This is a genomic window from Bremerella cremea, assembly GCF_039541315.1.
Lineage (GTDB): Bacteria > Planctomycetota > Planctomycetia > Pirellulales > Pirellulaceae > Bremerella > Bremerella cremea.
In genome coordinates this window covers 185526-198420 of sequence record NZ_BAABFZ010000002.1, presented here as the reverse complement: position 1 = coordinate 198420, position 12895 = coordinate 185526, and the positions used below count along the sequence as shown (strand labels likewise).

Genomic DNA, 12895 nt, shown 5'->3' with positions numbered 1-12895 from the left:
TGTGGGAGACAAATGGGAAACGAACGCCATGCAAACCGTGATGGTTACTCATGGTGATGCTCATGTTCGTGTTCGTGTTCGTGTTCGTGCTCGTGCTCGTGTTCATGCTCGTGATGACCACAGAACTCGTCGTGACGAGGCCAGAGGCTGGTCGGGTCCTCGGCAGATTCTCCATGATTCATCATGGGGGCTCGGGTATCGAGAATCTTCTGCACCAACTTGTTCTTCATCTCGCCGAAGGTATCGCGATGGGCTTGCTCGTCGTCCTTATCGAAGTACTTCCGACCGTCAATCCAGGTCTGCTTGCAGACGCTGAGGTTCGACAGCGGTGCGCCTGACCAGATGGTCAGGTCGGCGTCTTTGCCAGGCTCGAGCGAACCGATACGGTCTTCAATCCGCAACTGGATCGCCGCGTTCAGCGTGACGAATTTCAAAGCTTCTTCTTCCGACACGCCGCCATACTTCACTGCTTTGACAGCCTCTTGATTCATCCGGCGTCCCATCTCAGCGTCGTCTGAATTGAACGAGACGACAATGCCTTGGTCGTGCATCATCGCTCCGTTGTATGGAATGGCATCATCGACTTCGACCTTGTAAGCCCACCAGTCGGCGAACGTCGAGGCGGTTGCACCATGTTCGGCCATGGCGTCGGCCACTTTGTAACCTTCCAGGATGTGCTGCAGCGAGCCGATTTGAATACCGAAGTCATCCAGCACCCGTAGCAGCGCCAGAATTTCGTCTTGACGATAGCTGTGGCAGTGGATCCAACGTTTCTTCTCGACAATTTCGCTAATCGCTTCCATCTGCAGGTCTACGCGAACCGGTAAACCTGATTTTGCCTTGGCAGCAGCCTTCTTTGCGGCAGCGTACTCTTGGGCTTCCTGGAACTCGTCCCGGAAGACTTGCTCGACTCCCATTCGGGTCTGCGGGTAGCGGGTGGTGTAGTTTTCGCCCCAGTTGCTCTGCTTGACGTTTTCGCCCAAGGCGAACTTGATACCAAGCGGAGCCCCTTTGAACTTCAATTCGTCGAAGTTGGCACCCCATCGCATCTTGATCACCTGGTTCTGACCACCGATGGGGTTAGCCGAACCGTGCAGAATGTTTGCGGTTGTCAAACCACCGGCGAGTTGCCAGTAGATGTCGATGTCGTTGGCGTCGATGAAGTCGCCGATTCTCACTTCGGCGGTGATCGCCTGGCCACTTTCGTTGATGCCACCATCCGTCGCGATATGCGAATGGCAGTCGATCAGACCCGGGGTGATATGCATGCCGGTCGCGTCGACAACAACGGCATCTTCAGGAATCTCGAGATCGGCACCAACCGCTTCGATCTTTCCCTTCTTCACCAGGACAATGCCGTTTTCGAGCTTCCCTTGCGGACCGCACGTCCAAACGGTGGCTCCTTTGAAGGCGACCAGGGCTTCCTGTTTCGGAGCCGTTTCCAGGCCAAACGAGCCCAGCGGATATTGAATCGGATAAGAGGCCATCACGACCTTCTTCTCGTCTTTCTTTTCTTTTTCCTCTTCCTTCTTTGGCTCTTCGTCTTTCTTGTTCTCTTCTTCCTTCTCGGCTTCTTCCATACCGGAGGCCGACATCTTCACGCTCGAAGCGGTCCCATCCGGCCAACGAATTGTGCCGTGCAGCGTTTCGACGTCTTCTTCGTACAGGATCGATAACGTTGCGACCCCCTTCGCACCGAAGTCATCCGAGATGAAGGTAGCGATAACGCGTCCATCCTCCAGCTTCAGGTCCTTCAGTTCCTTTTTGTCTTTGAACTTGGGCGTAGTTTCGCCAGGTCGGACAAAACCTTTCAGGTTCTTGTCTCCCTTGATATTAACCAGCAGAAGCTTTTCAGCGTCTTTCGGCGCGCCTTCCAGTTCTAGCTTCCAGTCCCCGGCGATTGCCTCGGGCAGTTCGCTTTGATGCTCGAACCGCTCTCCATTGACCCAGGTTTCGGTGACTTCCGCATCTTTCTCAAACAGCGGCTTTTCCAGAACGACGAAGCTGGCGAGCTTGCCTGCTTCAATCGTGCCGAGTTGATCCTGCACACCAAACTGCTTGGCAGGAACGGTTGTCAGTGCGGCCAGCGCGGCTTCTTCGTTGAAGCCACGTTCAACGGCGGTTCGCAGATTCTTCAGGAACTGCCCCGTCGATTCCAGACGATAAGTGGTCAGCATGATCTCGACCTCTTGATCGGCCAGCCGCGCCAGGTTCTCAGGAGCATGGTCCCAGTGCATCAGCGATTCCAGCGAAGCGTCAGCAGCGGCCTCGGGAGTTGCCACATTCGGGGCTTTAGGGAACGCAACGGGAACAACAATCGGGCGATTGGTCTTCACGACATCGGCCAGGCGGCGATATTCGCGACCACTTCCGATCACGATCAGATCCAAGTCGAATTCTTGAGCGAAGTCGTCCGCTCGCATCAGAAACTGTTCGTTGGAGGTCTCGATCATCACAGGCGCTTTGCCGGTCGCGTAAGGCTGCATGGCCGCCAGCGTGACGTTCGATTCTGGTAATAGCAAATCAGGATTCTTCTGCACTGCCTGCATCGCGTCGCGGTACCACATGGCGTCGTAGAAGGCCTGGCGTGAAAGGGCAACCGCTCCCATCGGCGAGTTCGGGTAAATCCCGCGGCCGCGTCGACGTGCCAGCGTCAACTCCATCGCCAAGGCATATCGGTCCACCAGAAGGCTATTGGGAAGCGATCCGCCATCGAGACTATACAGAGCCGTTTGCCCGCGGATGATTCCATCGCGCGGGGCGATCATCCGCGCCACGAAACCTTGCTTCCGCAAATCGTTGCCACCAATCTGGTCCTTGGTCAGCACCGTGGTGACGTCGAAGTCGGCCCGGATGTTATCGTTCCAATAAGCCGTGGCCGGGCGATTGTCGGCCTGGTCGAGAGCAACCTCGGCATAGCTATCGATGAAACCGGGATAGACAAACTTGCCATCCAGTTCAACGACTTTCGCGTCGGCCGGAATCTTCGCGTCTTTCGCCAGCGTCTCGATTTTCGATTCGCGGACAATGATGATCAGCTCTTTCGGCTCGCTCCCTGGTTTGGTGATCACTTTTCCGCCGGTCAATGCATAAGCACGGATCGGGTGGCGATGTAGACCATCCTCGTGACGCGATGTCTGCTGAGGAGCTTGGGCGAAACTAAGAACAGGAACAAGTAAGAGCAATAAGGCAGGCAGGAATACCGAAGGCTTCATCGAGGCTTCCCCAATTGGGTCATTCAAGTGGCTTCTAGATATCAGGCATCCAGGTTAACGGAATCACCCAATTGTTTTCAGGATAGTTCGAGAACAAGCAAGGTTCCCCATCCATTTTGCGCGAATTGCTATACAAATGTGCCTTCGTCGCAAAGAAGCGAGGGGTCGACTGAGAAAAAGCGCCTATCGAACCCGCCGTTACCTCAATTCCAAATTCACGCGTTTTTCAAGAACTTTCCGTTACCCATTTCTAGACGACGCATCCAGAAGGGCCAATTCCTGACCGTCACAGCGCATTGCCCGTAACATGGGCCAGGTAAGCTGAAAGCAACATCTACGCTCAATACGACAACCAATGAAAGGAAACTGAACAGTGCGTTGGGCGATTCTGCTATGCCTCTTAAGTATGGCCAGCCATAACCTAGCTGCGGACGATACCGATTTGCCTCAAACCACTCCAAACGACGCGGGGATTGATTGCGATGTCCTATGCGAGATGTCGCAGTGGATTCGTCGCGAGAAGCTGGATGTTCGGGCAATGGTTTTGTTGCGTGACGGAAAGCTGGTCATGGAGTGGTACGCTGCCGACGTAACCCGGGAGCACAACCACAACACGTTCTCGGTGACTAAGAGTGTCGCCGCGACGCTGGCCGGAATTGCCATCCATGAATGTGATGTACCAGGCGTCGATGCCACCCTGGACACCTTACTTTCTCAATCGAAAAATGTTGTTGACGCCGATCCCAAGCAAACGATCTCGTTGAAACAACTGCTGACGATGAGCTCTGGATTTCCGGTCACCCGTGGTAATCGACCCAACGCCGACCCGCTGCGTCAGCTCTTCGATCAGGTTCACAATGCACCTGATCGCAATCGGTTCGTGCTCGGTTTACCACTCGACCGCAGTCCAGGTAGTTCCTTCGCCTACAACAACAACGATCCCCAGTTAGTTGCGGCCATCGTTCACGAAGCTTACGACGCCAATCTGGTCACGATTGCCGAACAGAAGCTGTTCACACCTCTACAGTTTCACAACGCAGTTTGGATGTTTCGTGATGGAAAAGGAAATCCGCCAGGCGGGTATGGCCTTCGCCTGCGGGCAATCGACATGGCCAAGCTTGGCCAACTCTATCTGCAGCAAGGTCGATGGAACGGCGAAACGATCTTCGATGCTGCCTTGTGCCGGGAAGCGACTTCGGACCAGACGGGGACTGGCTATGGCTATTTCTGGTGGACCGCTCCCGATGCCCAAGGAGAGAAGTCGTTCGCAGCGAAAGGGGTGCGTGGGCAATTGATCTACGTCGACCCTGCGACCCGTATTGTGTTCGCCGTGGCATCTGACCTTCCGCCTGAGAAGGTGCGCCCCGTAATGGCAAAGTTGACAAAAGAGCTTTTGCCGAAAGCAGTCTCCTCCTGGCAAGCGACTGAGAACAATCTGGAAGCAGAGCAGCGATGGGAAGCGGAATTAGCGAAGGCTGCTCAATACCGCTCCCAGCATCGCGACGGATTGCCTGCTGTACGTCTGCCGCAACTCGCCCCATAGGCTGCATTTGCCTGCCGATTCTCGTTAATTGGGAGCCTGCATCGTCGGAAACTGGCGTTTCACCTCTCGTCGGCGCGTCTGTCGCGGCGACACGCCGAACTTTTCGCGATAGACCCGCGAGAAATGCGACTGTGATTGAAACCCACATGCAAACGCGATTGAATTCACACTCATCTCGCTATGAATCACCATCTGGTGAGCTCGATTCAGACGGAGCTCCAGGTAGAACTGCCCTGGGCTGACCTGTAGATGTTCTTTGAACAGTCGCGATAATTGCCGCGATGACAAGCAAACCGCCGAAGCAAGTTCCGCCGTGCTGAGCGGTTCTTCAAGCTCGGCTTCCATCAGTTCGATCGACTTGATCAGCTTGACGTGATGGATGTCCCAGCGATCGGTGGTCTTCAGTCGTTGGCCTTCCGAGCCGTTACGGATTCGCTCGTGCATGAAATGTTCTGCCACTCGAATCGCGATGTCGCGACCATGTTCTGCTTCGATCGCATGTAACACCATATCAATGCCCGCGGTACCGCCAGCACACGTCACTCGATTGCGATCGAACTCGAATAGGTTCAACGTCAGCTCCGATTGGCGAAACCGTTCGCGAAATGCTGAAGCATTTTCCCAGTGAACCGTCACGCGGTAGCCATCCAGCAATCCGCCAACCGCCAGAAGCTGCTGGGCCGTATCGATCCCGCCGAGCAGCGTTCCCTGGCTTGATAGCCAACGTAGCTTCGAGAACAACTCCGGCGATCGATATCGCTCGGGCGTGGTGCCTCCGACGATCAACACGGTCCCAGGTGGCTGGGCCAGATCAGCAAAGCTTTGCTTGACGCACACTTCGATGCCGTTGCAATCGCTCACCGGTTTGCCATCGAGCGAAGTCAGGTTCCACTCGAACTGAGTTGGAGTGTAACGATTGGCAACACGCAATGCCTCGACAACCGAAAAGAGGGCAATCGACGTGAATTCAGGCAACAGCAGGAACGTGATCGGTGACGGCAACATATAGCCAACCGAGTCGGGCGTGCCCTGCGACTGAAACCGAGAGTATTGTGCTTTGTTATATCCGATCACCACGTGTCTCCAAGAGAACTCTTCCCGATGTTCCGCATCGGTTCATTTGTTGCACGTCTACATCGACGCCGTTCGCAGAGGTTGCTTCCATCGCACCAATCGCGTATCCAACTGCCGCAGCCCGAGATCCATGAGCGTCCCCAACACGCCAATCGTCAACATTCCGACAATGACGACATCGGCATGAAAGGTAAGCCGGGCATCGACGATCAAATAGCCAATGCCTGCCTCAGCTGCAATCAGTTCGGCGGCGACCACGCAGGTCCACGCAAAGCCAATCCCAATTCGCAGCCCCGTGAGGATCGATGGTAGTGCCCCAGGCACGATCACTTTCGAGAAGAACTTCCACCAGCCAATCTCATGCACCCGAGCCAGCTCGATGTAACGTTGGTCGGTCTGGCGGATACCGTCGACCACGTTGATCAGAATCGGAAAGAAAGCCCCCAGGAAGATGATGAACACCTTCGACACTTCACCAATACCAAACCACAACACAGCCAGCGGAAACCAGCCAATCGGTGGAATGGGCTTGAGGGTTTGCAGTAGCCAATCACAGGTTTGATCGAACCGTGACCACAGCCCGATGGCCGAGCCGAGGGCAATGCCAGCGATAGCCGCCATGCTAAAGCCTTCAAACACTCGGATCAGACTGACACCAATGTGTTGCAGCAGTTCGCCGCTGAAAATCAGTCCCAAGGCACTCGTTGCTACCGTGATCGGCGACGGGAGAAGCAGCGGCGTGATCACGCCTCCACTCGACAACGCCTGCCAGATAGTAATCACGGCCACTGGCAACCAGATTCGCCAGGCAATGTTCTTCATGGGGTTGCCTCGACTTCGGACGAATGGTCGTCCTGGAATTTCATTTCAACAAACTGGTTGATATCAACCTTGTTTCGATTGACGCCCAGGTCATGCAGAAACGCCTGCGTGGCGTCCAGTTCATCGGTCGTCGCCACGTCGATCGGTGGCAGGTAGTGGTTCTTGCTGAAGATCCCGACCAGCTGTTCTGGAGGCATGCCGACATCGTCGCTTATGAGTGAAGCGGCTTCGGACGGGTATTCCGCGATGTACAGCTTTCCACGCTCAGCCACTTCCAGTAGTGCATCAATCACTTGTGGTGAAGTCTCAATGAGGCGATTGGTGGCGACAATCACTTCGTTACCATTCTTCAGGCCGGTGCCGTCGAGCAGCACCTTCGCCGAGCCGCTTCCGATCATTTGCGAAATATAGGGTTCCCAAGTGACGCCTGCATCGATATGCCCCGACTGAAGGCTGGTGTTAATTTCCGGCCCCGACATGTTGATAAAGCGAACGTCGGCCAGGCTCATTCCTTCGCGCTGCAAAGCCAACGCGAGCAAGTGATGACAGAATGATCCTTTCGTGGCCGCGATCTTTTTACCCTTCAGGTCCGCCATGTTCTTGACGCTAGAGTCTTTCGGAACCAATACGGCCAGGCTTTGCGGACAAGTTGCGATCAATCCGACCACTTTGAATTCGAGTCCCGCCGATCGTCCGATGATCGCTGGCGTATCCGCGGTAAGCGCCACATCGATCAGACCAGCAGCGAAGGCTTCGTTTTGCAGCGGACCGTCCCGCATCGTCGACCACTCGACCCTTCCGAGCTCCTTTTCGCTGAGTTCGTCTTGCAGCCATCCTTTGCGTTTGGCAACCCATAGCGGGGCATATGCTGGAATGGGTTGTAAGCAGACACGGACCGTTTGATCTTCGGGGGCAATTGTCGCGGGACTACACCCTTCGATCGCAATGGCCGCACAACTGATGACTATCCAAGCAACTGAGTGCCAGCGTGGTGAAATTTCGGTTTGCATTGCGCGAGTCTCCCTACTTCACCAGGCACGTGATAGAGGCTTTTGTCTTCACGGTTTCATGGGACGGGAACGCTTCCGCACCAGTGGCAACTACTTTGGTTGCACTGGGTCGAAAGATTGCGTCCCAAAGCTCTTGCCGGAGTCTATCGTAAGCGGCGTTGCCGCGACTTCGTGGTCGGGGCAGATTGACCTCGAATATGTCGCGGACAACGCTTGGCTTGTCACCAATCACCGCCACGCGATCCGCCAGAAAGAGTGCCTCGTCAATGTCATGCGTGACGAGGACCATGGTCGTCTTTTCTGCTTCCCATATCCGCAGAATTTCGTGCTGCATCTGTTGCCGAGTCAGGGCATCCAAAGCGCCTAGTGGCTCATCCAGCAGCAGCACTTCAGGCCGATTAACAAGTGCTCTGGCAAGCCCGACTCGTTGCGCCATTCCGCCTGATAATTGCCCAGGAAAGGCGTTCTCGAAGCCTTGAAGACCCACCAGCCGAATATGTTCTTGAACAATCGCTTCACGGCCATTACTAACCGACTCGCGAAGCCCGAAATCGATGTTTTGGCGGACCGTTAACCAAGGAAGTAATCGGTGCTCTTGAAAGACCATTCCGCGGTCGAGTCCCGGCTTGGTCACCTTGCGACCGCCCACGCGAATGGTGCCGGAACTTGCTTGTTCAAGCCCTGCGATCATTTTCAGAAGCGTGCTCTTACCGCAGCCACTTCCTCCAACCAGGCAAAAGAACTCACCCGGGTGGATCGTCAGGTTGATATCGTTCAGTACCAGCACATTGTCGTGATGGACCTGAAAGGATTTGCCGCAATGTTCAATTTGAAGACCATTTCCACCGATCGGACGTCGTGATTGCTCGACGGCGAAATTGTCTTCCGTCCTTTCGCAAGCTTGGTCCGATGTTCGTCCGGTGACCCAAGAGATGATCTTGTTTGCCAAGGTAACGATCGTTCTACCTGTTTGGTTGCCGGTGCGTTTGCCGAAGGGGAATGGCAAACACTCACCGCAGGGATGATACGTTCTTCAAAGGCATGATTCGTAGGTGGTGATGTATCGTAGGCCGACCATCGAACTTGAATTTGTCTTGAGCAGACGCTTATTAGTCACGGTGGCCAGCCCTCTGGGGCGAGTTCAATTAGACCACCATGATGCGGGATTCGATGGGAAGAATCCGAGTGTGTCAGGCATTTTGCAAAAACTGTCAGTCCAAGCGACCAACAGCGCTAACCTCATCCCGTCGATTCGTCCCTTGACGGAGCATTCTCGTGCCTATTTTCTCGAACGACAGTATGTAATTCCGCGCCGGCTGTGCCTTGTTTGCTTTCGCAACCCTTGGCGATCTTCTTTCCCATTTTTAGATACGTGTCGGCAATAGGCACAAAACAGTCGACCTCGTTCAAGAGCCTCTCGGTTGCCGTGGCTAAATTGGCATGTATGGATGGACGGTTCTGGTCGTCCACCATGCGAAGTGCAACCCGAAACCCGATTGATGAGGTTCGCAACGTGGTGATGGATCTTGAAATGCAGAACTACTGGATGCCGTTCACGGCCAATCGTTCTTTCAAGACTGCCCCCCGGTTGATCACTTCAGCCGCAGGAGTCCACCTGATCGATCCTGATGGAAGGCGAATTCTCGACGGCTCGTCCGGTTTGTTTTGCGTCCCGGCTGGCCACTGTCGTCCAGAGATCGCCAAGGCGGTCAGCGAACAGCTCCGCAAGCTCGACTACACCTCCCCCTTTCAATTCTCGCATCCTGGCGGATTTCGTCTCGCCGAAAAGATTGCCTCGTTGACACCGCCTGGTCTCGATCGCATCTTCTTCGCCAACTCCGGATCCGAGTCGGTCGACACCGCGATGAAAATGGCCCTCGCGTACCACCGCGCGAATGGTCAGCCGTCGCGACAACGTTTCGTTTCTCGAGAACTGGCTTACCACGGCGTTAACTTTGGCGGACTATCTTGTGGCGGAATGGTAAAGAACCGGGAAGGCTTCGGCACACTTCTGCCAGGAGTGGTCCACATGCGCCATACCCAGAGTCAAAAGGGAACCTTTACCAGAGGCCAAGCCGATGCAGGACACGATCTGGCAGATGACCTGCAGCGAGCGGTTGACTTGCATGGAGCCGAGAGCATTGCCGCGGTGATTGTCGAACCGGTGGTTGGATCGGTCGGTATCCTGGTTCCTCCGAAGGGCTATCTTCAGCGTCTACGTCAGATTGCCAGTCAGCATGGAATTCTCTTGATCTTCGACGAAGTGATCACCGGCTTCGGTCGAACTGGCAACCGATTCGCCGCCCAGACTTTCGACGTACAGCCGGATCTGATCACAATGGCCAAGGCGCTGACCAATGGGGCGATGCCGATGGGGGCCGTCGCCGCGGGCACGCATATCTACGACACCATTGCGAGCGCGGCTCCTGAAAACGGAATCGAGTTCTTCCACGGTTACACCTATTCCGCCCATCCGGTGGCAACCGCTGCCGCCCTGGCAACGATCGAGATCTTCGAGACCGACGGTCTGTTTGAGCAGGCCGCCGACCTGATCGGGCCATTTCAAGAAGCGGTCTATTCGCTGCAAGAGCTGCCACTGGTAACCGACATCCGCAGCTTCGGATTGTTGGCAGGAATCGACCTGGCCACTGCGGAACGTTTCGGGCAGCGCGGTTTCGCTGCTCTTAGAAAGCTGTTCGAGGCTGGCCTGATGGTTCGTGTGACGAACGACACGATCATCCTGGCACCTCCGTTCGTGATGACCCCGACGCAGATCGAGCAAATGGTCAGCATAGTCAAGGATGTCGTCACTCGTTTGTAGGTCACCGGACGCGACGCCAGAAAGATTTTCCATGAAGTTTACTCACATCGGAATCGATCGCTGCCAAGTCTCCGCCGTCGCGTTGGGCTGCGCCGGGATGACCGACCTGTATGGCCAACGGGACGATCAAGAGTCGATCGCCACGATTCATGCAGCGCTCGACGCAGGCCTCAACTTTCTCGACACAGCCGACATGTATGGTCCGTTCAGCAACGAGCGGCTGATCGCCGACGCCATCCACGACCGACGTGACCGGGCCTTCATTGCGACGAAATTCGGTACCCTGCGTGACGCCGATGACAAACAAAAGCGGGGCACATGCGGTCGTCCCGATTACGTCAAATCCTCTTGCGACGGTTCCCTCAAGCGACTGGGCATCGACACCATCGACCTCTATTACCAGCACCGCGTAGATGGTGCGGTTCCGATCGAAGAGACCGTAGGCGCAATGAAAGAGCTGGTGGAAGCTGGTAAGGTTCGATACCTCGGCCTTTCCGAGGCATCTGTGGCGACACTCACGCGAGCCCAGTCGGTTCACCGGATCGACTCGTTACAGACCGAGTACTCGATCTGGAGTCGCGATGCCGAAGACATCGGCGTGATCGACTATTGCCGTCAGCACGGTATTCTCTTCGTCGCTTGTAGTCCGCTGGGACGCGGGTTTCTCACCGGGCAAATTACGTCGTTCGACGACCTGGCAGAGGATGATTACCGTCGTCACTCTCCCCGTTTCCAAGGCGAGAACTTTCAAAAGAACTTGGAAGTGCTCGCGGAATTGCAAGCAGTCGCCCATGCCCATGGCCGTACGCCTGCCCAACTGGCATTGGCCTGGCTTATGAAGAAACAACCCCAGATGGTTCCGCTCTTTGGGACCAAGAAGGTGAAGTACCTCCGCGAGAACTTGCAAGCGTTCGACTTCACATTGAGTGAAGCCGAGATGCAACAGATTGCCAAGGTCGCACCGGAAAGCGCATTCGCTGGCGGACGTTATACGGACGAACTGATGAAGTTGTTGAATGCCTGAATCACTCCTTTCCATTCCCTCCTGAACCCACGAGACTTGGCCATGCCTTACCGTTTGAAGCCGATGCTGGCGGCAGTTGCGCTCGCCTTCGCCACGCTACCGCTTATTTCTTCCAATCCCGTCCAAGCGTGCACGACGGCCGTGATCAGTGGTCGCGCTACCAGCGATGGTCGCCCGATCTTGTGGAAGAATCGCGATACGCGTGATACGACGCATCAAGAGATTTTGCAGCTAACCGAAGGAAAGCACCGTGCGATCGGTGTCGTCAACGCTGGCAAGACGAATTCGGTCTGGATGGGAGTCAACGAAGCTGGCTTCTGCATCGAGAACTCCGTCGCACGCGACCTGGCTATCCCTGGTAAGAAGAGCGGCCTCGGCAATGGAGGGTTGATGAAGCGTGCCCTCGAGACTTGTGCCACGGTCGCTGAGTTCAAGCAGTTGCTGGAGGAAACGGACGAAACCGGGCGTACCACCATCGGCAACTTCGGCGTGATCGATGGAGCAGGGGGCGCCGCGATGTTCGAGGTCGGTCCGAAGTCGCACGTGATGTACGACGCCAACGATGCCGATACGGCCCCCGATGGAATTGTTGTCCGGGCCAACTTCGCCACAACGGTTCGGGACCTGCCGATCGACCCAACCGCTGATCAGCTTGTGGAAGTACCTTCGCAAGACCGTTACCGTCGTGCTTGTTCGTTGCTTAAGCCGCTGGCCGGAGACAAGATTAGTGTCGCCTATGTTCTCCGGAACTGCACACGTGATCTGAGCGACTCGAAACTCGCGCCGCTGCCGGGTAGTGTGAATCTGAAAGCGAATCGCCTACCACCCGAGATTGATACAGCGAACACGATCAGTCGTTCATTTTCGGTATCGGCGGCCGTGTTCCATGGCGTCTTACCGGGTGAGGATCCTCGCCTAACGACGATGTGGACGATTCTCGGCGAGCCGGTCTTCTCGCTCGCGGTGCCTTGTTTTGCGGCCACAACCGACCTTAGTCCGGAGCTCGTCGGGAAACGGGGTGCTCCGATCAACGAGCTGGCTAACTCGCTGCGAACCTGGAACTACATCCCGGAAGCAGAGACCCTCCGAGGTGACGCTCTTCCTGATCTATGGAAGGAACTGTGGGCCACTGAAGATCAGCTACTCGCCGAAACGCTACAGCAACGTGACACATGGCAAACCGCACCATTCACCGCCGAAGAACTGACTGCTTTTCAGAAGCAGCAAGTGGAAACTGCTTATGGCACGCTGCGAGCTGCCTTCCTGGCAACGAAGAACGAAGCCCTCACGCGAACCTCGGCGCCACTTCCTGACTTCACGCTCGCCACCGAACTTTCGGAATCGGTAACCGAACGATGAACCTACCTGTTGACTGCGAATAGTCCC

At 55.6% G+C, this 12895-nt stretch carries 9 protein-coding genes; 4 read left to right on the top strand and 5 right to left on the bottom strand.

Going from position 1 to position 12895, the window contains the following annotated elements; translation table 11 throughout:
- Nucleotides 1–44: 44 nt before the first annotated feature.
- On the bottom strand, nucleotides 45–3215 hold the full coding sequence (locus ABD890_RS01535; RefSeq protein WP_345084937.1) for an amidohydrolase family protein: 3171 nt from the start codon (nucleotides 3213–3215) through the stop codon (nucleotides 45–47).
- Between the two features lie 373 nt (nucleotides 3216–3588).
- Here ABD890_RS01535 and ABD890_RS01530 point away from each other — a divergent pair, with 373 nt between their 5' ends.
- Nucleotides 3589–4758, top strand: a complete 1170-nt coding sequence (locus ABD890_RS01530; RefSeq protein ID WP_345084934.1) for a serine hydrolase domain-containing protein — start codon at nucleotides 3589–3591, stop codon at nucleotides 4756–4758.
- Between the two features lie 24 nt (nucleotides 4759–4782).
- On the opposite strand, the gene ABD890_RS01525 is transcribed toward ABD890_RS01530, so the two are convergent.
- From ABD890_RS01525 to ABD890_RS01510, 4 genes are read right to left on the bottom strand one after another with little or no spacing between them, the layout of a single operon-like run.
- The gene (locus tag ABD890_RS01525; protein ID WP_345084931.1) at nucleotides 4783–5832 is read right to left on the bottom strand and encodes a GlxA family transcriptional regulator; all 1050 of its coding nucleotides are present in this window, start codon (nucleotides 5830–5832) and stop codon (nucleotides 4783–4785) included.
- Nucleotides 5833–5889: 57 nt separating this feature from the next.
- Complete coding sequence (locus ABD890_RS01520; protein ID WP_345084928.1) at nucleotides 5890–6654, bottom strand: ABC transporter permease; 765 nt, start codon at nucleotides 6652–6654, stop codon at nucleotides 5890–5892.
- A complete protein-coding gene (locus tag ABD890_RS01515; protein WP_345084926.1) occupies nucleotides 6651–7664 on the bottom strand; it encodes an aliphatic sulfonate ABC transporter substrate-binding protein in 1014 nt (337 codons plus the stop codon). The genes ABD890_RS01520 and ABD890_RS01515 overlap by 4 nt, the downstream gene beginning before the upstream one ends.
- Nucleotides 7665–7677: 13 nt before the next feature.
- A complete protein-coding gene (locus ABD890_RS01510) occupies nucleotides 7678–8613 on the bottom strand; it encodes an ABC transporter ATP-binding protein (protein WP_345084924.1) in 936 nt (311 codons plus the stop codon).
- Nucleotides 8614–9135: 522 nt separating this feature from the next.
- Between ABD890_RS01510 and aptA the strand changes: the two genes are divergently transcribed.
- The 3 genes from aptA to ABD890_RS01495 are packed head-to-tail and all read left to right on the top strand — an operon-like array spanning nucleotide 9136 to nucleotide 12868.
- Nucleotides 9136–10485 (top strand): omega-aminotransferase AptA, encoded by a 1350-nt coding sequence (gene aptA, locus ABD890_RS01505; RefSeq protein WP_345084921.1) that lies wholly within the window; start codon nucleotides 9136–9138, stop codon nucleotides 10483–10485.
- A 31-nt stretch (nucleotides 10486–10516) separates the two neighbouring features.
- Nucleotides 10517–11509: an aldo/keto reductase gene (locus tag ABD890_RS01500; protein ID WP_345084918.1), complete on the top strand. Its 993-nt coding sequence runs from the start codon at nucleotides 10517–10519 to the stop codon at nucleotides 11507–11509.
- Between the two features lie 42 nt (nucleotides 11510–11551).
- Nucleotides 11552–12868 (top strand): carcinine hydrolase/isopenicillin-N N-acyltransferase family protein, encoded by a 1317-nt coding sequence (locus tag ABD890_RS01495; RefSeq protein WP_345084915.1) that lies wholly within the window; start codon nucleotides 11552–11554, stop codon nucleotides 12866–12868.
- The last annotated feature ends 27 nt before the right edge of the window (nucleotides 12869–12895 follow it).